18 protein-coding genes are annotated in these 19,627 nt (G+C 72.4%); all 18 read right to left on the bottom strand.

Going from position 1 to position 19,627, the window contains the following annotated elements; translation table 11 throughout:
• Window positions 1-39: 39 nt before the first annotated feature.
• Window positions 40-1,500 (bottom strand): glutamate synthase subunit beta, encoded by a 1,461-nt coding sequence (locus ACFVGO_RS17745; protein ID WP_359910173.1) that lies wholly within the window; start codon window positions 1,498-1,500, stop codon window positions 40-42.
• A complete protein-coding gene (gene gltB / locus ACFVGO_RS17740; RefSeq protein WP_380632671.1) occupies window positions 1,493-6,094 on the bottom strand; it encodes a glutamate synthase large subunit in 4,602 nt (1,533 codons plus the stop codon). Before gltB ends, ACFVGO_RS17745 begins: the two co-directional genes overlap by 8 nt.
• A gap of 418 nt (window positions 6,095-6,512) precedes the next feature.
• Entirely contained in the window at window positions 6,513-7,235 is a 723-nt protein-coding gene (locus ACFVGO_RS17735) for a VIT1/CCC1 transporter family protein (RefSeq protein ID WP_359910245.1), read from the bottom strand.
• A 162-nt stretch (window positions 7,236-7,397) separates the two neighbouring features.
• Complete coding sequence (gene lgt, locus ACFVGO_RS17730) at window positions 7,398-8,426, bottom strand: prolipoprotein diacylglyceryl transferase (RefSeq protein ID WP_359910176.1); 1,029 nt, start codon at window positions 8,424-8,426, stop codon at window positions 7,398-7,400.
• Between the two features lie 119 nt (window positions 8,427-8,545).
• On the bottom strand, window positions 8,546-9,409 hold the full coding sequence (locus ACFVGO_RS17725; RefSeq protein WP_380632644.1) for a DsbA family protein: 864 nt from the start codon (window positions 9,407-9,409) through the stop codon (window positions 8,546-8,548).
• An 80-nt stretch (window positions 9,410-9,489) separates the two neighbouring features.
• Window positions 9,490-9,999, bottom strand: a complete 510-nt coding sequence (locus ACFVGO_RS17720) for a MauE/DoxX family redox-associated membrane protein (RefSeq protein ID WP_359910182.1) — start codon at window positions 9,997-9,999, stop codon at window positions 9,490-9,492.
• 128 nt (window positions 10,000-10,127) lie between these two features.
• Window positions 10,128-10,331, bottom strand: a complete 204-nt coding sequence (locus ACFVGO_RS17715; RefSeq protein ID WP_359910185.1) for a hypothetical protein — start codon at window positions 10,329-10,331, stop codon at window positions 10,128-10,130.
• A 229-nt stretch (window positions 10,332-10,560) separates the two neighbouring features.
• Window positions 10,561-11,385, bottom strand: a complete 825-nt coding sequence (trpA, locus tag ACFVGO_RS17710; RefSeq protein WP_359910188.1) for a tryptophan synthase subunit alpha — start codon at window positions 11,383-11,385, stop codon at window positions 10,561-10,563.
• Window positions 11,386-11,387: 2 nt separating this feature from the next.
• Window positions 11,388-12,650: a tryptophan synthase subunit beta gene (gene trpB, locus ACFVGO_RS17705; protein WP_380546877.1), complete on the bottom strand. Its 1,263-nt coding sequence runs from the start codon at window positions 12,648-12,650 to the stop codon at window positions 11,388-11,390.
• A gap of 68 nt (window positions 12,651-12,718) precedes the next feature.
• Window positions 12,719-12,868, bottom strand: coding sequence for a tryptophan biosynthesis modulator TrpM (gene trpM / locus ACFVGO_RS17700; protein WP_188296911.1), 150 nt, complete (start codon window positions 12,866-12,868; stop codon window positions 12,719-12,721).
• Between the two features lie 10 nt (window positions 12,869-12,878).
• Entirely contained in the window at window positions 12,879-13,685 is an 807-nt protein-coding gene (gene trpC / locus ACFVGO_RS17695; protein WP_359910194.1) for an indole-3-glycerol phosphate synthase TrpC, read from the bottom strand.
• Between the two features lie 359 nt (window positions 13,686-14,044).
• A complete protein-coding gene (locus tag ACFVGO_RS17690; RefSeq protein WP_359910197.1) occupies window positions 14,045-14,485 on the bottom strand; it encodes a DUF2752 domain-containing protein in 441 nt (146 codons plus the stop codon).
• Between the two features lie 102 nt (window positions 14,486-14,587).
• A complete protein-coding gene (locus ACFVGO_RS17685) occupies window positions 14,588-14,851 on the bottom strand; it encodes an HGxxPAAW family protein (protein ID WP_359910200.1) in 264 nt (87 codons plus the stop codon).
• Window positions 14,852-14,987: 136 nt separating this feature from the next.
• Window positions 14,988-15,572 carry a TIGR02234 family membrane protein gene (locus ACFVGO_RS17680; RefSeq protein ID WP_380632638.1) on the bottom strand — a complete coding sequence of 195 codons (585 nt, stop codon included), beginning with the start codon at window positions 15,570-15,572 and terminating at the stop codon, window positions 14,988-14,990.
• 93 nt (window positions 15,573-15,665) lie between these two features.
• Window positions 15,666-16,211, bottom strand: a complete 546-nt coding sequence (locus tag ACFVGO_RS17675; protein ID WP_359910206.1) for a Uma2 family endonuclease — start codon at window positions 16,209-16,211, stop codon at window positions 15,666-15,668.
• A gap of 20 nt (window positions 16,212-16,231) precedes the next feature.
• Window positions 16,232-17,755, bottom strand: coding sequence for an anthranilate synthase component I (locus tag ACFVGO_RS17670; protein WP_359910209.1), 1,524 nt, complete (start codon window positions 17,753-17,755; stop codon window positions 16,232-16,234).
• A gap of 38 nt (window positions 17,756-17,793) precedes the next feature.
• A complete protein-coding gene (gene hisI / locus ACFVGO_RS17665) occupies window positions 17,794-18,165 on the bottom strand; it encodes a phosphoribosyl-AMP cyclohydrolase (protein WP_359910212.1) in 372 nt (123 codons plus the stop codon).
• 661 nt (window positions 18,166-18,826) lie between these two features.
• Complete coding sequence (locus tag ACFVGO_RS17660) at window positions 18,827-19,396, bottom strand: hypothetical protein (protein WP_359910215.1); 570 nt, start codon at window positions 19,394-19,396, stop codon at window positions 18,827-18,829.
• Between the last annotated feature and the right edge of the window lie 231 nt (window positions 19,397-19,627).

Here is a 19,627-nt window from a genome sequence, read left to right as displayed (position 1 = left end):
GCCGGGCGTTCGGTGGAGGCCGGTCGGACCGTCCGTCCGTCAGACCACCAGGGGGCGGTCCGTGGGCCGGATCGGGGCGGGAAGCGGGGTCTTGCCGCCCAGGTACCTGTCCACCGCGGCGGCGGCCGAACGGCCTTCCGCGATGGCCCAGACGATCAGCGACTGGCCACGGCCGGCGTCTCCGCAGACGTACACGCCATCGACATTGGTGGCGAACCGGCCATCGCGGGCAATGTTACCGCGCGCGTCGAGGTCCGCTCCCAGCTGCTCGACCAGCCCGTTCCGCACGTCCGTCCCGGTGAAGCCCATGGCCAGGGTGACCAGCTGTGCCGGGACGGCCCGCTCGGTGCCGGGCACCGGCTCGAACCGGCCGTCCTTGAACTCCACCTCGACGAGGTGCAGTTCCTGGACGTTGCCGTCCTCGTCGCCGGTGAAGCGGGTGGTGTTGACGGAGTAGATCCGCTCGCCGCCCTCCTCGTGCGCGGAGGTGACCTTGTAGGTCATCGGCATGGTCGGCCACGGCTGGTGCCCGGGCCGCTCCTCGCCGGGCCGCGGCATGATCTCCAGCTGGGTGACGGAGGCCGCCCCCTGCCGGTGGGCGGTGCCGACGCAGTCCGCGCCGGTGTCGCCGCCGCCGATCACGACCACGTGCTTGCCCTTGGCGCTGATCGGGGACTCGACGAAGTCGCCCTCCTGCACCTTGTTGGCCAGCGGCAGGTACTCCATGGCCTGGTGGATGCCCTTGAGCTCGCGCCCGGGCACCGGCAGGTCGCGGGCGGTGGTGGCGCCGGCCGCGACGACCACGGCGTCGAAGCGCTCGCGCAGCTGCTGGCCGGTGATGTCCTCGCCGACGTGCACGCCGGTGCGGAACCGGGTGCCCTCCGCCCGCATCTGCTCGATGCGGCGGTTGATGTGGCGCTTCTCCATCTTGAACTCGGGGATGCCGTAGCGCAGCAGTCCGCCGATCCGGTCGGCCCGCTCGTACACCACGACGGTGTGCCCGGCCCGGGTGAGCTGCTGGGCGGCGGCGAGGCCGGCCGGGCCGGAGCCCACCACGGCGACGGTCTTGCCGGAGAGCCGCTCGGGCACCTGCGGGGTGACCCCGCCCCGGTCCCAGGCCTTGTCGATGATGGTGACCTCGACGTTCTTGATGGTCACCGCGTCCTGGTTGATGCCGAGGACGCACGCGGACTCGCACGGAGCCGGGCAGAGCCGGCCGGTGAACTCCGGGAAGTTGTTGGTGGCGTGCAGCCGCTCGATCGCGCCGACGAAGTCGTCCCGGTAGGCCAGGTCGTTCCACTCGGGGATGAGGTTCCCGAGCGGGCAGCCGTTGTGGCAGAACGGGATGCCGCAGTCCATGCAGCGGCCGGCCTGCTTGGTGATGATCGGCAGGAGGCTGCGCTCGACGTAGACCTCGTTCCAGTCCTTGAGGCGGACGTCGACCGGGCGGCGCTCGGCCAGCTGCTTGGGCGTGGTCAGGAAGCCCTTGGGGTCAGCCATTAGCCGCCTCCATCATCTTCGCGGTGGTCTCGGCCTCGGAGAGGCCATCGCGCTCAGCGGCGTCCTTGGCGGCGAGCACTGCCTTGTAGTCGGTCGGCATGATCTTGGAGAAGCGGGAGACCCCGCTGCCCCAGTCCGCCAGGAGTTCGGCGGCGACGGTGGAGCCGGTCTCCTCGTAGTGCTGCTGCACGGTGTCGCGCAGCCAGTCGCGGTCGGCGGCGGTGGGGGCCTCGATGCCCACCATGCCGTCGTTGACGTTGGCGGGGCGCAGGTCCAGGACGTACGCGATGCCGCCGGACATGCCCGCCGCGAGGTTGCGTCCGGTCTCGCCGAGGACGACGACCCGGCCGCCGGTCATGTACTCCAGGCCGTGGTCGCCCACGCCCTCGACCACCAGGGTGGCCCCGGAGTTGCGGACGGCGAAGCGCTCGCCGGCCTTGCCGCGCAGGTGGACGCGGCCCGAGGTGGCGCCGTAGCCGATGGTGTTGCCGGCGATGACGTGGTTCTGGGCGTCGTTGCCGATGGCCGCCGCCTCGCGGGCCGGGCGGACGACGACGACGCCGCCCGAGAGGCCCTTGCCGACGTAGTCGTTGGCGTCGCCCTCCAGGCGCAGGGTCACGCCGCGCGGCAGGAACGCGCCGAAGGACTGCCCGGCGGAGCCGGTGAAGGTGACGTCGATGGTCCCCTCCGGCAGGCCCTCGCCGCGGTACCGCTTGGTCACCTCGTGGCCGAGCATGGTGCCGACGGTGCGGTTGACGTTGCGGATCGGCAGCTGGATGCGGACGGCGTCGCCGCGCTCCAGCGCGTCCTCGGCGAGCGTGATCAGCTGGTTGTCCAGGGCCTTGTCGAGCGCGTGGTCCTGGGTGGTGGTGCGGTGCCGGGCGGCCCCTTCGGGCAGCGCGGGCACGTGGAACAGCGGGGCGAGGTCCAGCCCGGCGGCCTTCCAGTGGTCGATCGCGGCCCGGGCGTCGATGTGCTCGGCGTGGCCGACGGCCTCCTCGATCGAGCGCAGGCCCAGCGAGGCCAGGATCTCCCGGACCTCCTCGGCGATGAACTCGAAGAAGTTGACCACGAATTCGGGCTTGCCGGAGAACCGCTCGCGCAGCACCGGGTTCTGGGTGGCGACGCCGACCGGGCAGGTGTCCAGGTGGCAGACGCGCATCATGATGCAGCCGGAGACCACCAGCGGGGCGGTCGCGAAGCCGAACTCCTCGGCGCCGAGCAGCGCGGCGATCACCACGTCGCGGCCGGTCTTCAGCTGGCCGTCGGTCTGGACGACGATGCGCTCGCGCAGCCCGTTGAGCAGCAGCGTCTGCTGGGTCTCGGCGAGTCCGAGCTCCCAGGGCCCGCCGGCGTGCTTCAGCGAGGTGAGCGGCGAGGCGCCCGTCCCGCCGTCGTGCCCGGACACCAGCACGACGTCCGCGTGGGCCTTGGACACGCCCGCGGCGACCGTCCCGACGCCGACCTCGGAGACCAGCTTCACGTGGATGCGGGCCGCCGGGTTGGCGTTCTTGAGGTCGTGGATCAGCTGTGCCAGGTCCTCGATCGAGTAGATGTCGTGGTGCGGCGGCGGCGAGATCAGGCCGACGCCCGGGGTGGAGTGCCGGGTCCTGGCGACCCAGGGGTACACCTTGTGGCCGGGCAGCTGGCCGCCCTCGCCGGGCTTGGCGCCCTGGGCCATCTTGATCTGGATGTCGTCGGCGTTGACCAGGTACTCGGAGGTGACGCCGAACCGGCCGGAGGCGACCTGCTTGATCGCCGAGCGGCGCTCCGGGTCGTACAGCCGGTCCGGGTCCTCGCCGCCCTCGCCGGTGTTGGACTTGCCGCCGAGGCGGTTCATCGCGATGGCCAGGGTCTCGTGCGCCTCGCGCGAGATCGAGCCGTACGACATGGCGCCGGTGGAGAAGCGCTTGACGATCTCGGAGACCGGCTCGACCTCCTCGACCGGGATCGGCTCCCGGCCGAGGCCGTCCAGCTGGAACAGGCCGCGCAGCGTCATCAGCCGCTCGGACTGCTCGTTCACCCGGTCCGTGTACTGCTTGAAGATGTCGTAGCGGCGGTTGCGGGTGGCGTGCTGGAGCCGGAAGACGGTGTCCGGGTCGAACAGGTGCGGCTCGCCCTCGCGGCGCCACTGGTACTCGCCGCCGATCTCCAGGGCGCGGTGCGCGGCCGGGATGCCGGAGGCCGGGTACGCCTTGGCGTGCCGGGCGGCCGTCTCGCGGGCGATCTCCTCCAGGCCGATGCCGCCGAGCTTGGTGGTGGTGCCGGCGAAGTAGCCGTCGACCAGGTCGTGGGAGAGGCCGATGGCCTCGAAGACCTGGGCGCCGCGGTAGGAGGCCACGGTCGAGATGCCCATCTTGGACATGACCTTGAGCACGCCCTTGCCGAGCGCCTTGATCAGGTTCCGGATGGCCTTCTCGGGCTCGACGCCCGCGATGAACACGCCCTGGGCGACCAGGTCCTCGACCGACTCCATCGCCAGGTACGGGTTGACCGCCCCGGCGCCGTAGCCGATCAGCAGCGCGACGTGGTGCACCTCGCGGACGTCGCCCGCCTCGACCAGCAGCGACACCCGGGTGCGCTGCTTGGTGCGGATCAGGTGGTGGTGGACGGCCGAGGTGAGCAGCAGCGAGGGGATCGGCGCGTGCTCGGCGTCGGAGTGCCGGTCGGAGAGCACGATGATCCGGGCGCCGTCGGCGATCGCCGCGTCGGCCTCGGCGGCGATCTCGGCGAGCCGGGAGGCCAGGCCCTGGCCGCCGGTGGCGACCTTGTAGAGGCCGGAGAGCGTGACGGCCTTGAGGCCGGGCTGGTCGCCGTCGGCGTTGATGTGGACGAGCTTGGCCAGCTCGTCGTTGTCGATCACCGGGAAGGTGATGCCGACCGAGCGGCAGGCGGCGGCCTCGGCGGCCAGCAGGTTGCCCTCGGGGCCGAGGTTGGACAGCAGCGAGGTGACGAGCTCCTCGCGGATGGCGTCCAGCGGCGGGTTGGTGACCTGCGCGAAGAGCTGCACGAAGTAGTCGAACAGCAGCCGGGGCTTCTCGCTCAGTGCGGCGATCGGCGAGTCGGTGCCCATCGAGCCGAGCGCCTCGGCGCCGGTGCGGGCCATCGGCGCGAGGACGACCCGCAGCTCCTCCTCGGTGTAGCCGAAGGTCTGCTGGCGGCGGGTGACGGAGGCGTGGGTGTGGGCGATGTGCTCGCGCTCGGGCAGCTTGGCGAGCTGGATCTGCCCGCCGTCGACCCACTCCTCGTAGGGGTGCTCGGCGGCGAGGGCGGACTTGACCTCCTCGTCCGGGACGATCCGGCCCTCTGCGGTGTCCACCAGGAACATCCGGCCGGGCTGGAGGCGGCCCTTCCTGGTGACCTTCTCCTGGTCGATGTCGAGCACGCCGACCTCGGAGGAGAGGACGACCAGGCCGTCCTCGGTGATCCAGTACCGGGCCGGGCGCAGGCCGTTGCGGTCGAGCACGGCGCCGATCTGGTTGCCGTCGGTGAAGGTGACGCAGGCCGGGCCGTCCCAGGGCTCCATCAGGTTGGAGTGGTACTGGTAGAAGGCGCGGCGGGCGGGGCTCATGGTGGCGTGGTTCTCCCACGCCTCCGGGATCATCATCAGCACCGAGTGCGGCAGCGAGCGGCCGCCGAGGTGGAGCAGCTCCAGGACCTCGTCGAAGGAGGCCGAGTCGGAGTGGTCCGGGGTGCAGATCGGGAAGATCCGCTCCAGGCCCTGCCCGTTGCTGTTGGCGGGGATGAGGTCGGTGGCGAGCTGCGATTCCCGGGCGTGCATCCAGTTGCGGTTGCCCTTGACCGTGTTGATCTCGCCGTTGTGGGCGACGAAGCGGTACGGGTGGGCGAGCGGCCAGCTCGGGAAGGTGTTGGTGGAGAACCGCGAGTGCACCAGGCCGATCGCGGACGCGTAGCTGCGGTCCGACAGGTCGGGGAAGAAGGGCTCCAGCTGGCCGGTGGTCAGCATGCCCTTGTAGACGATGGTGCGCGCGGACAGCGACGGGAAGTACACCCCGGCCTCGCGCTCGGCGCGCTTGCGGACCACGAAGGCGATCCGGTCCAGCTCGATGCCGGCCCGGTCGGCGCCTGCCAGGAAGACCTGCCGGAAGCGCGGCATCGCGCTGCGGGCGGCGGCGCCGAGCAGGTCGGGGGTGACCGGGACGTCGCGCCAGCCGAGGACGGTCAGGCCCTCCTCGGCGGCGATGCCCTCGATCCGGGCGACGGCCGCGGCGTCCTTCTCGTCGTCCTCCGGCAGGAAGGCGATGCCGACGGCGTAGGAGCCGGCCGCCGGGAGCTCGAAGGAGACCTTCCCGCGCAGGAAGGCGTCGGGGATCTGGGTCAGGATGCCCGCGCCGTCGCCGGAGTCGGGGTCGGCGCCGGTGGCGCCGCGGTGCTCCAGGTTGCGCAGGACGTTCAGCGCCTGCTCGACGATGGTGTGGTCGGCGATGCCGTTCAGCGTGGCGACGAAACCGACGCCACAGGCGTCGTGCTCGTTCCGCGGGTCGTACAGGCCCTGAGCAGCAGGTCGCGCATCCGGCACGAGCGCGTACGGCTGGCGGGCGGCGCCGGCCTGGGGCTCGTTGGCGGAGTGCATGGATGCAGACAGCATCGGCTCTCCCGTCGTCGTCTTTCGGCAAGTTGGTGCAAGTAGGGACGACGTTGGCCCTGATGCGATGGTGCGGTGTCGTGCAAGTTACATGATGCCCATGATCCCGAGAAGCGGAATATCCCGTCCACATGGCGGGACGACACGCAGGTCAGGGGGTGTGGGGGAGGACGCGCCACAGTGCACGTCCTGACGATTGTGCCCAACCGTCCACCGCCCGAAACAGGGGCGAAACCGGATCGCCACAGAAGCCGATCATGGGCGCCTGCGATTCCATCCCGGGAGCCCGTCCGCGGATGCGAATCCGCGGCTCGGGGGCCCGAATGGTGAGACAGTGCCAGGCGTCGCCGGGGCGCCCATGTGTGAAACGTCACGCACTGCTCAGCATAGTCATGCACGACTCCGGTCAGCCCACATGGCCGCCGATCAGCCACCCGAGCAGGTAGGTCACCCCGGCCGCCGCACCGCCCAGCACCAGCTGCCGCAGCCCGCTGAACCACCAGCTGCGCGCCGTCACCCGGGCCACCACCGCGCCGCACAGGAACAGCCCGGCCCCGGCCAGCAGCATCGCGGGCAGCAGCGCGGTCGCCCCCAGCAGGTACGGCAGCAGCGGCAGCAGCGCGCCGAGCGCGAAGCACAGGAACGACGAGCCGGCCGCCACCAGCGGCGAGGGCAGGTCGGTCGGGTCGACGCCCAGCTCCTCGCGGGCGTGCACCTCCAGGGCCAGCTCCGGGTCGGCGGACAGCTGCCGGGCCACCTCGTGCGCCAGCTCCGGGTCCACCCCGCGCGACACGTACAGCTGGGCCAGCTCGGCCAGCTCCCCGTGCGGATTGCGGCTCAGCTCCAGCCGCTCGACCTCGATCTCGGCCTGCACCAGCTCCCGCTGCGAGGCCACCGAGGTGTACTCCCCCGCCGCCATCGAGCAGGCGCCGGCCGCCAGGCCCGCCAGCCCGGTCAGGATCACCGTCCCGTTGGACGCCGCGCCGCCGACCACGCCGGTCATCAGCGCGAAGTTGGACACCAGCCCGTCCACCGCGCCGAACACGGCCGGCCGCAGCCAGCCACCGTTGACGTCCCGGTGGTGGTCGGCCGCGGGTATCCGGGGCTGGTGTCCGGCGTCGGCCTCCATGGTGATCGTGCTCATCGTCGTTCCCCTCCGTCGTGGTTCGTCAGCCCTGAACGTAGCCCGCCTGACCTGGGCATTTCCAGCAAAGTAAGGCTGTCCGAACACCACTGAGGCCACCCTTCGCAAACCTCGCGAAGGGTGGCCTCGGCCGGGGGAAGCCCCAGGTCAGATGGGGTTCTTGACGTCCTCGCCGACCGTCTCGGCGGCCGCCCCGCCGGCCACGGGCCCGGCCGGCTCGCGCAGCACCGGCTTCCCGTCGGCCTTCTCCGGGGCCTTCCCGTCGGCCTTCTCCTCGGCCTTCTTCCCGCTCTTCTCGCTCGTGCCGCTCTTCTCGCCGGACCCGGCGTCCTCCGCCTCCAGGTGCGCGGCCGGATCGATGCTCGCCGGGTCCTCCCGCCCGGGCCGCGTCCTGCCCACGATCACGAAGTACGCCACCGCGGCGACGAACACCCCGATGGACACCCAGTCGTTCAGCCGCAGGCCGAAGTAGACGTGCGCCTCGTCGATCCGCAGCCACTCGGTCCAGAACCGGCCCACCGTGTACGCGGCCACGTACAGCGCGAACGCCCGGCCGTGGCCCAGCGTGAACCGGCGGTCCGCCCAGATCACCAGCACCGCGACGCCGACGCACCACAGCGACTCGTACAGGAAGGTCGGGTGGTAGACGCCCTTCACGACCTCGCCGTTGGCCAGCGTCTTGTCGATCTCCAGGCCCCACGGCAGGGTGGTCGACCGGCCGTACAGCTCCTGGTTGAAGTAGTTGCCCCAGCGGCCCAGCGCCTGCGCGAGCGCGATGCCCGGTGCGATGGCGTCGGCGTACGCGGGCAGCGGCACGCCCCGGCGGCGGGCACCGATCCAGGCGCCGACCGCGCCCAGCGCGACGGCGCCCCAGATGCCGAGGCCGCCCTCCCAGATCTTGAGGGCGTCCCAGGGGTTCTTCCCCTCGGCGAAGTACAGCCGGCCACCGTCGGTGATCACGTGGTAGAGGCGGCCGCCGACCAGGCCGAACGGCACGGCCCACACGGCGATGTCGCCGACGGTGTGCTTGGCACCGCCCCGGGCGACCCAGCGCTTGCTGCCGAGCCAGACGGCAACGACGACACCGAGGATGATGCAGAAGGCGTAGGCGCGCAGCGGGATCGGTCCCAGGTACAGGACGCCCCGCGACGGGCTGGGAATGTAGGCGATATCCATGGCAGTTCCGACGCTACAGGGTCCGACGGCCCGTTCGGGGCCCCTTGTGGTCACAGAAACCGAACAACGGGCGGCGCCGCCCCCTCCGGACGGGGAGGGAGCGGCGCGGCGGAGCGGGCTCAGCCGGCCGCCGGCGACGGGTTGTTGGCCTCCGAAGCGGTGCTGGTCGGCGCCGGGGTCTGCCCGTGCGAACCCGCCGTACCCGGCTGCTTGCCCTGGTTCGCGGCGTCCACCGAGGCCACCAGGTTGGCCGGGGTGATCTCCTCGCTGCCGTTCTTCGGGTAGATCGGCTGGCCGTTGAGCAGCACCGTCGGGGTGGACTTGAAGCTGGACTTGTCGAAGTCCTGCTGCACCGCGGACACCCACCCGCCGAACTTGTTGTCGTTGACGCAGGACTGGAACTCGGGCGTGTCCAGGCCGTTGACCTGCTTGGCCAGGCTGAGCAGCACGGCCTTGTCGCCGAAGGCGTCGTTGGTCTCGTCCGGCTGGTTGCGGTACAGCACGTCGTGGAAGTCCCGGAAGTGCCCGGCGTCCTGGGCGCAGCCCAGGACGTTGGCGGCGGTCTTGGAGCCCTTGCCCCCCACGGCCCGGTCGATGAACGACACGATGTGGTAGTTCGTGTAGATCTTCCCGGCGTCCTCCAGCTGGTCGATGGTGGACGAGAACTCGCGCTCGAAGGTGCCGCAGGCGGGGCAGCGCGGGTCCTCGTAGACCGTGAGGACGGAGGGCGCGTTGCCCGCGCCGACCGGGATGACCAGGTTCTTGTCGCCGATCGTCCCGGCCGGGACGGCGGTCGGCGTCTCCGGCTTGGAGCGCTGGTTCTGCACCACGACGCCGACGATCACCGCGGCGGCGATCACCGCGAGCACGGAACCGCCCACGATCAGCTTCTTCTTGCGCCGGGAGGAGACCTCCTCGGCCGCCCGCTGTTCCAGCATCCGCTCGCGGGCGGTGCGCTTGCCTTCTCGGTTCTTCTCGCTCATTGCCTTGACATCCACGGTCGGGGGCCTTCGTCGGGTGCAGGGGTGTGGGGGTCAGCTCGCCGGTGCGGGGGTGCGGGGGGTCAGTTCGCCAGCCAGGCGTCCACCGACAGCCGGGTGCGGGGCCGCCACAGCAGCCACCCGGCCAGCAGCAGGAACCCGGTGTCGCGCAGGATCTCCTGGAGGTACTCGGTCCGGGACTCGTCGACGTGCCCGCCGCCGCCGAAGCAGCCGCAGTCGATCGAGATGCCGCGCGCCCAGGCGGAGGCGATCCCGGCGATGAAGACCAGCAGCAGCACCGCGGAGACCCCGGCCACCAGCCGGACGCCGAGGCCCACCACCAGCAGCACGGCCAGGGCCAGCTCCAGGAACGGCAGGCCGTAGCCGATCGGCTTGACCAGGCCCTCGGGCAGGATCTCGTAGGCCCGGACGGCCTGGGCGGCCTCCGCCGGGTCGGAGACCTTCGCCAGCCCGGCCCATCCCCAGACCACCGCGAGGCCGAGCCGCACGACCGTGCCGAGCCACTCGCTCCAGGCCGGCACCGGTCTCGGCGCCCGCGGCGTGGGCGCGGAGCCACCGGGCTGCGCGGTCATCAGGGAACCCCCCTCGGGAAACTCGTTCACTCCCTGATGAACCGCAAGGAATGAAGGGGGGTTCCTCCGCATTCAGGAATGAAGCCGGATGGGTGACGTTCTGTCCGAATGGACCGAACACCTGCGCGTCAGCGGCACCCCGCCGGCCACCCCGCTTCGAACAGATCGGGATGCCGGGCCGCCTCCGCGCACGCCACCGCCTCCCGCTCCGCGCGCTCGGCCCCGCGCCTGGCCAGCGCGTGCCCCACTTCCACGTGCACCCCGACCGCGGCGCCGAGCGCCAGCACGGCTGCCGCCGCCCGCAGCAGAACGGCCCGCTGGAGACCCCGCACCGGCTCACCCCTTTCCGCTCGTCACCGCAACCGTTCGTGCACTCCTCCCTCCACTCAACGTCCGTCAACCCCGGCTGATGCGTGTCCCCACCCCTTGTTCACCCGTTCGGGTCCGCAGCCCGGTCGGAGCGCGGGGTGGAGCCGCGCGCCCGTGCCCACGCCCCGCGAAAAACCGACGGCCCCCACTCCCCGAGGAGTGGAGGGCCGTCGGCCGGATGTTCCTACCGCGTCAGCTCCTGCGGACGCCCTGCCGCAGCTCTCCGGCGAGGGCCCGCACCGCGTCCAGCGCCGCCGCCTCGTCCTCGCCCGCGGCCAGGATCCGCTTCACGAACGCCGACCCGACGATCACGCCGTCCGCGAACCGGGCGACCTCGGCCGCCTGCACCGCGTCCGACACCCCGAGCCCGACGCAGACCGGCAGGTCCGTCGTCGCCCGGGTCCGGGCGACCAGGTCCTCGGCCATCGACCCGACGGCCGACCGCGTCCCGGTCACGCCCATCACCGCGGCCGCGTACACGAACCCGCTCCCGGCCGCCGTGACCTCCGCCAGCCGCGCGTCCTTGCTGCTGGGGGCGACCACGAACACGGTGTCCAGCCCGTGCTCGTCCGCCGCCTTGCGCCACTCCTCGGACTCCTCCACCGGCAGGTCCGGCAGGATGCACCCGGCGCCGCCGGCGGCCGCCAGGTCCGCCGCGAACCGCGCCACGCCGTAGCGGTCGACCGGGTTCCAGTACGTCATCACGAGCACCGCGGCCTCGGGGTGCGCCGAGGCGACCTCCTGGACGGTCCGCAGCACGTCCTTGATCCGCACGCCGCCCCGCAGCGCGATGTCGTCGGCGGTCTGGATGACCGCGCCGTCCAGCACCGGGTCGGAGTGCGGCAGCCCGACCTCGACCACGTCGCAGCCGCCCTCGATGAGCGCGTTGACCGCCCGGATGCCGCCGTCCACGGTCGGGAACCCGGCCGGCAGGTACCCGATCAGCGCGGCCCGGTCCTCGGCCCTGGCCGCCGCCAGGACACCGCTCAGCTTGCCGGCGCTCAGCTTGGAAGTCATGATCACTTACCCCCCTCGGCGGCGCCGTCGCCCGCGCCGCCGGCCTGCTCGTCGTACAGGCCGAAGTACTCGGCCGCGGTGTGCATGTCCTTGTCGCCGCGCCCCGACAGCGAGACCAGGATGGTCGCCTCCGGCCCGAGCTCGCGCCCCAGCTCCAGCGCCCCGGCGAGCGCGTGGGCGCTCTCGATGGCCGGGATGATCCCCTCGGTGCGGGACAGCAGCCGCAGCGCCTGCATCGCGGCGTCGTCCGTGACCGGCCGGTACTCCGCCCGCCCGGTGTCCTTCAGCCAGGCGTGCTCCGGCCCGACCCCCGGGTAGTCCAGCCCCGCCGAGATCGAGTGCGACTCGACGGTCTGCCCGTCCTCGTCCTGGAGGACGTACGTACGGGAGCCGTGCAGCACCCCCGGGTCGCCCTTGGTGAGGGTGGCCGCGTGCCGGGGCGTCTCGGCGCCCTCGCCCGCCGCCTCGCAGCCGATCAGGCGCACCCCGGCGTCCGGGATGAACTCGTGGAAGATCCCCATCGCGTTGGAGCCGCCGCCGACGCAGGCCACGACCGCGTCCGGCAGCCGGCCGGTCCGGTCGAGCACCTGCTGCCGCGCCTCGACGCCGATGATCCGGTGGAAGTCCCGGACCATCATCGGGAACGGGTGCGGCCCGGCGACGGTGCCGAACAGGTAGTGGGTGGAGTCGACGTTGGCGACCCAGTCCCGGAACGCCTCGTTGATGGCGTCCTTGAGCGTGCGGCTGCCGGACTTGACGGCCACCACCTCGGCGCCGAGCATCCGCATCCGGGCGACGTTGAGCGCCTGGCGCTCGGTGTCGACCTCGCCCATGTAGATGGTGCAGTCGAAGCCGAACAGGGCGCAGGCGGTCGCGGTGGCCACGCCGTGCTGGCCGGCGCCGGTCTCGGCGATGATCCGGGTCTTGCCCATCCGCCTGGTGAGCAGCGCCTGGCCCAGCACATTGTTGATCTTGTGCGAGCCGGTGTGGTTGAGGTCCTCGCGCTTGAGCAGGACGCGCGCGCCGCCCGCCTCGGCGGAGAAGCGGTGCACGTCGGTCAGCGGGCTCGGGCGCCCGGTGTAGTCCTTGAGCAGCGCGTCGAGCTCGGCGGCGAAGGCCGGGTCGGCCTTGGCCTTCTCGTACTCCTCGGCGACCTGCTCGACCGCGGCGACCAGCGCCTCGGGGATGAAGCGGCCGCCGTACGCGCCGAAGTAGCCGCGCGCGTCCGGCACCTGGGCGCCGGGCAGGTAGTCCTTTTCGGACATGGTGGTTTCCCTTGAACGGAGATGGACGACGATGACGTCTTCCCGGCCGGAGGTCGGCCGGACCGGATTCAGCCGGACGTCACGCGCCATCGCCGCCCCGGCACCTGCCCGGGCTCGCACCCGATGACGTACCGCACCCGACGCCCCAGCACCCGGCGTGCGGGTGCGCGGCAGCCGCGCGGGCGGCAACCGGGGGCGAGTCGGGCGGCGATCTTCATGGGATGGGTGTCAGTCCTTGTGCCGGACGGCGGGGTGGGCCCCGGCGGCGACCAGGTCGGCGACCGCGGCACGCGGGTCCTTGCCGGTCACCAGGGTTTCGCCGACGAGTACCGCGTCGGCGCCGAGGTTGGCGTAGTTGATCACGTCCAGCGGGCCGCGCACGCCGGACTCGGCGATCTTGACGATACCGTCCGGGATGGCGTGGGCGACGTTCTCGAAGGTGTTGCGGTCCACTTCGAGCGTCTTGAGGTTGCGGGCGTTGACGCCGATGATCCGGGCGCCGGCGTCCACCGCGCGCTTGATCTCCTCCTCGTCGTGCACCTCGACCAGCGGGGTGAGGCCGATCGACTCGGCGCGCTCGATCAGCGACACCAGGGCCGGCTGGTCGAGGGCCGCGACGATCAGCAGCGCGAGGTCGGCGCCGTGCGCACGGGCCTCCCACAGCTGGTAGGCGGTGACGATGAAGTCCTTGCGCAGCAGCGGGGTCTCCACCGCGGCGCGGACGGCGTCCAGGTCGGCCAGCGACCCGCCGAAGCGGCGCTGCTCGGTCAGCACGCTGATCGCGGCGGCACCGCCGGCCGCGTAGTCGACCGCCAGGGCGGCCGGATCGGCGATCGAGGCCAGGGCGCCCTTGGACGGGCTGGAGCGCTTCACCTCGCAGATCACCCGGACCCCGTCGCCCCTGAGGGCGGCGACGCCGTCCTTGGCCTCCGGTGCCCTGGCGGCGAGCTCCTTGAGCTCGTCCAGGGAGACCCGGGCCTGTCGCTCGGCGAGGTCCTCGCGGACCCCTTCGATGATCGAGTCGAGCACACTCACTCAGGAGCCCCCATCTTTTCTGCCAGTTGGTCGGCGCGAGTCGGCGGGCGACGGCCCACCGGCACTTCGATGGTATCGGCACCCGGGGGCGGGGGGCGCATCGGTTCGAACCACGTCTTGCGGACCGGACACCCGCAACGGCGGTCCCCAGCTGCGGCTTCACCGGCCCCACACCGGTTTTCGGACGGACTTCGCACCGGTTCAGGACGCTCTTCCGGCCGGAACCGACCGGTGGCCGGGAAGCGGGGGCCGATGGCCGGGAACGGCGGTTGACGGCGGTTGACGGCCGGGAACGGCGGTTCACGGCCCGGAACGGGCGGTTCACGGCCCGGCCCGGCAGAACGGCCCGACGGGCTCGATCACACCAGCGGCGGTGCCAGCCCGGCGCCGACCGGCGAGTTCCGCACCACGGTGAACACCAGCACCAGCAGCGCGATCAGCACCCATCGCCGGGCCCCGACGGTGGTCCTGGGCGGCGGCCCGCCGGTCAGCGCGGCCCAGCCCCAGCGCAGCCAGAGCACCGCCAGAACCCCGAACAGCAGGACGGCGACGGCGTTGTCGTGCAGGGCGCCGGTGAGGTCCCCGTGGGTCAGCGCGTGGACGCAGCGCAGCCCCCCGCAGCCGGGGCACCACCAGCCGGTGGCGGTCAGGAACGGGCAGTCGGGGTAGTGCCCGGGGGTGTTCGGGTCCACCACGGCGACGTAGGCGGTGGGGACGGCCACCGCCGCCAGCGCGGTCAGCGGCGGGCTCAGCCGGCGCAGCACGGGCGGCGGGGCGGAAGCGGTGGGGGCGGAGGTCACGCCCCGATTCTGCCCGGGTCGGGCCCGGACACGACGAAACGGCGGGCGTGGCGCGCCCGCCGTTCCGATGTACGACAAACGTGTGGTGCGACGAACCCGTCGTCAGGCGGCGACGGCGGCGCGGGCCTCGCGGGCCGCGACCTGCTCCTCGGCCGACTTGTAGACGTTGGTGCTGGCCTGCTGGCCCATGCCCGCGATGGACATGGCCTTGCCGACCACGCCGCCGGCCAGGACGACCGCCAGGCCGACCCAGACGAGCAGCACCGACGGCAGGATCATCGCGACGCCCGCAATGCCGAAGCCGACGAAGGAGATGACGACGCCGGTCCAGGCGGCGGGGGTGTGGCCGTGTGCTGCTGCTGCCATCTGAGTGGTGCTCCTTGGCTCTCGGGGCCCGGCCGGGCCTGCGGGGCCGCCGGCGGGTTGACGGGTTCCATTGTGCCGGGCCACACACCGGTGGCCCAAAGCGGGTGGCGGGTCTATCGCGTCACATGCGCGCAGCTCACACCGCGGTCGGGTCCTCGCCCCGGTCCAGGGCCTTCCACAGGTCCCCCGGCGTGTCGGTCTTCGCCGGGGCCTTGCGGGTCGGCGCCTCGTAGCGGCTGCCCATCGCGGGCCAGCCCCGGCCGTAGCGCAGGGTGAGCAGTCCGGCCAGGACGAGCAGCAGCCCGCCCACCAGCGCGACCCAGGGCCAGGCGGTGTGCGAGACCTCGGTGGCCGCCGAGCCGGTCAGGGCCAGCTTGCGGGCGGCCTCGATGTCCAGCGCGGCGGTGTCGCCCGCACCGGCCACCGAGGCGGCGGCCACGCCCAGCCCGGCCAGCAGCGTCAGCGCGCCGACCGCCAGCCGTCCGGCGCCGCGCACCGCGAACACCGCGACGGCCGCGGCGAGGCCCACCAGGGCCAGCCCGCCGGGCAGTTCGGAGATCTTTCCGCCGCTGACGGACACGTCCAGGGTGCCGGCCCGGCCCTCGGCCCAGGTCCGCCCGACCGCGGTCAGCACCAGCACGGCGCTCAGCACGGTCAGCAGCAGCATCACGCCGAGGGTGCGGCGGCCGGGCTTGGCGGGGGCGGGGGTCTGCTCAGTCACCCGTCCACTATCCCCCGGCCGACGCCCCGGTCCGTACCCGGGGTGGGGAACGGAGCGGGTCACGGGGCGGGACCGGGGTGGGACCGGGGTTGGTCACGGCGTCGCGGACGGCGTGGGGAAGTCGTCCGTCCGCAGCACCACCGTCCGGCCGCCGAGCGGCAGGAACAGGTCGTTGCCGAACGGCACCCGCTCCGCCTCCCGGTACACGCCCTCGGGGGACGGCGCGGTGTGCACGGTGCAGACCGCCGCCACCGGATCGACCACCACGTACAGCGGCACCCCGCTGCTCGCGTACGCCCTCGCCGCCTCCGCCAGGCCGGGCCGGGCCACTTCCAGCACCGCCTCGACCCCGGCCGCGGCGAACCGGCCACGACCGCCCCGCACCGCGTCCCGGGCGAGCACGGCCAGGTCCGGGGCGAGCACCGTGCCGGGTTCGGGTACGGAACCCGACCCGGGAGCGGGAGCGGAACCCGACCCCGGAGCGGGTGCGGGTGCGGGAGCGGGAGCGCCGGGTGCCCCCGGGAAGTCGACCGCCACCCCGGAGAGCACCCGGCCGTGGCCCGCCGGCTGCTCGCCGAGCTGTCCGGCGGCGCCGAGCACGACCGCCCAGCGCAGCTCGTCGTACGGCACCTCGGGCATCCCGGCCGCCTCCTCGCACCTCAGGACAGTTCCGGCCTCCGCAGCGTATTGGCGGTGGCGACGGCGCGCAGCACGGCGGCCGCCTTGTTCCGGCACTCGGTGTCCTCGCCGTACGGGTCGGAGTCGGCGACCACGCCCGCGCCGGCCTGCACGTACGCGGTGCCGCCGCGCAGCACGGCGGTGCGGATCGCGATCGCGGTGTCCGAGTCCCCGGCGAAGTCCAGGTAGCCGACGCAGCCGCCGTACAGGCCGCGGCGGGTGGGCTCCAGCTCCTCGATGATCCGCATCGCCCGGGGCTTGGGCGCGCCGGAGAGGGTGCCGGCCGGGAAGCAGGCGGTCAGCACGTCGAAGGCGGTGCGCCCCGGGGCGACCTTGCCGGTCACCGTCGAGACGATGTGCATCACGTGGCTGTAGCGCTCGATGTGCATGAAGTCGACCACCTCGACGCTGCCCGGCTCGCAGACCCGGCCGAGGTCGTTGCGGCCCAGGTCCACCAGCATCAGGTGCTCGGCCCGCTCCTTGGGGTCGGCGAGCAGCTCGGCGGCCAGCTCCGCGTCCTCGTGCGGGGTGGCGCCGCGGTGCCGGGTGCCGGCGATCGGGTGCAGCATCGCCTCGCCGTCGCTGACCTTGACCAGCGCCTCCGGGCTGGAGCCGACCACGTCGAAGCCGCCCTCGGTCCCGCCGTCCGGGCCGGGGAAGCGGAACAGGTACATGTACGGGCTGGGGTTGGTGGTGCGCAGCACGCGGTAGACGTCCAGCGCGGAGGCCGGGCAGGGTGCCTCGAAGCGCTGCGAGGGCACCACCTGGAAGGCCTCGCCGGCCCGGATCCGCTCCTTGATCTCCTCCACCGCGGCCCGGTACGGCTCGCCGCCGAACGGCGAGTGCACCTCGCCGGGGCCGGCCGGGGTGAAGGTGGCCAGGCCCGGGTCGACCGGCTTGAACAGCTCGGCCTCCATCGCGTCCAGCCGGGCCACCGCGTCCGCCCAGGCCTCGTCCACGCCGCTGGCCAGGTCGTTGTGGTTGACGGCGTTGGCGATCAGCAGCACCGTGCCGTCGACGTGGTCGAGCACCGCGAGGTCGGTGGCGAGCAGCATGGTCAGCTCGGGCAGGCCCAGGTCGTCCGGGTTGAGGTCGGGCAGCTTCTCCAGCCGGCGGACGATGTCGTAGCCGAGGTAGCCGACCAGGCCGCCGGTGAGCGGCGGCAGGCCGTCGTCCGGCCGGCGCGGGGTGTGCAGGGCCTGCAGGGTCGCGCGCAGCACCTCCAGCGGGTCGCCGGCGGTGGGGATGCCGACCGGCGGGCTGCCGAGCCAGCGCGCCCCGCCGTCCGGGCCGACGGTGAGCGCGGCGGCGCTGCGCACCCCCACGAAGGAGTAGCGCGACCAGCTGCGGCCCTGCTCGGCGGACTCCAGCAGGAAGGTGCCGGGGCGTTCCTCGGCGAGGCTGCGGTAGAGGCCGATCGGGGTGAGGCCGTCCGCGAGGAGCCTGCGGGTGACCGGGATGACCCGGGTGTCGACGGCGAGCTTGCGGAAGGCTTCGAGATCCATGACGGGCGGCACCTTCTGGAGTTGTGGACGGGGTGGGGTCAGGACAGCGGGAGCACGTCGGCGTCGAAGCAGGTGCGGTCGCCGGTGTGGCAGGCCGCACCGGTCTGGTCGACCTTCACCAGCAGGGTGTCGCCGTCGCAGTCCAGGGCCACCGACTTGACCGCCTGGACGTGGCCCGAGGTGTCGCCCTTCACCCAGTACTCGCGGCGGCTGCGGCTCCAGTAGGTGCAGCGGCCCGTGGTGAGGGTGCGGTGCAGCGCCTCGTCGTCCATCCAGCCGAGCATCAGCACCTCGCCGGTGTCGTACTGCTGGGCGATGGCCGGGACCAGCCCGTCCTCGGAGCGCTTGAGCCGCGCGGCGATCTCGGGTGCGAGGGCGGTGCTGCCGGGGGCGGCGGGTGTGGTGGACATGAGCACCATTGTGTCAGCCCGCCCCGGCTGCCCTGCGGGGCGGCGCTCCCCGCGCCGGAGCGCCGCCCTCGGCCGACCCCGGCCCCCTGTTCGCCCTGCACGCAGCACTCCCCTCACATCCAAGAAAAAGCAATTTCAATAAATGAGAGACAATCAGATCACTCGCCCACAAAAGAGAAGAAAGCGCAAAACTCTCGAAAACAAGAAATCTACAGAAGATCGGGGTGCCTCTCTCCTCGATGCACCGAGGAGAGAGGCACCCCGAGAAGAGAAACAATCGCCACCGAATTAGCTCGCACCGGCCAGGAGGCCTCATATCCGAGAGCCCGTGCACCCCGCTCCATCAGCGGGGCGCACGGGCCAAACCACCTCGAGGAAGGCGACCGCCTTGGCCCCTCCCCCGTGGAGGACCAGCGCAAATCCGATGAGCAGACCCATAGCCAGAACCCAATGAGCCCGGCCTAAAAATTACGACTGGACTCAAAAAATATTGATGGTGCCCCTCGGATGCATCCGAGGGGCACCACCGAAAGAACTACCCACCCCGCCCGCCTCGCCCGCGCGAGGCGGGCCGGCGGGCCGGCGGGCCGGCGGGCCGGCGGGCCGAAGAAGCGAACCAGCTCCGAAAGCAGAAGGGCGACGGCCTCCGGCAACGAGTCCGCTACGGGTGCAACTGCCCGGTGAGCTTGGGGCCGCCCTGCTTGTTGCTCGCGGTCAGGGTGCAGGTGTAGTCGCGCCAGCCCTGCTGGTAGTTGGCGGTCGCCGGGCCGAACTGGCGGCCGTAGTAGGTTTTCCCGTCGCCCTGCCGGGCCTTGGCGGCGGCTTCGGCCTCCTTGCAGCCGTCCCGCATGGCGAGCGCGAGCGGAATGTCGCCGGTGATGCCGTCCGCGAGCTTGAGGTCGGCGATCACCTCGCCGTCGTGGTCGCCGGCGCAGGGGCGTTCCTCGGGCTTGGTGATCACCGGGCTCAGCTGCGGGTGGTCGAAGCAGGCGCCGACCGGGAAGAACGCGTACGGCGGCTGCGGCGTGGGCGTAGGGGTGGGTGTCGGTGTCTGGGTGGCCGTGGGAGTCGGCGTGGGCGGCGGCGGCGCGGCGGCCGGCTTCTTGTCGTCCGGCCACAGCACCGCGGTGGCCACCACCGCGAGCAGGACGACCAGCACGGCGGCGACGGTGAGGACCAGGCCGCGGGACGGGCGGGGCCCGCCTGCGGACGGCGACTGCTCGGAGGTCATGGCCACGAGGATGGCCCACCCGTCCCCTCCCCGGCAGGCAGTTCGCCGAACTCCCCTCATCCGGGCTGCCATCCACACCTGCAGCGATGCCGTGGGACACTCCCTCAGGAGAACAAAAGCTATTCAGATGGACGGGATTCCGGTGTGGGGTCTCGGTACGTCGAAAGGCCCCCCCCCCACCCCACCCCCCCCCCAGCCAAGGAAAGGCCCTTACCATCCCCCCAGGAGCTG

It is taken from the genome of Kitasatospora sp. NPDC057738 (assembly GCF_042798815.1).
Classification (GTDB): Bacteria; Actinomycetota; Actinomycetes; order Streptomycetales; family Streptomycetaceae; genus Kitasatospora; species Kitasatospora lactacystinica.
This window is presented reverse-complemented; position numbering and strand designations above follow the sequence as displayed.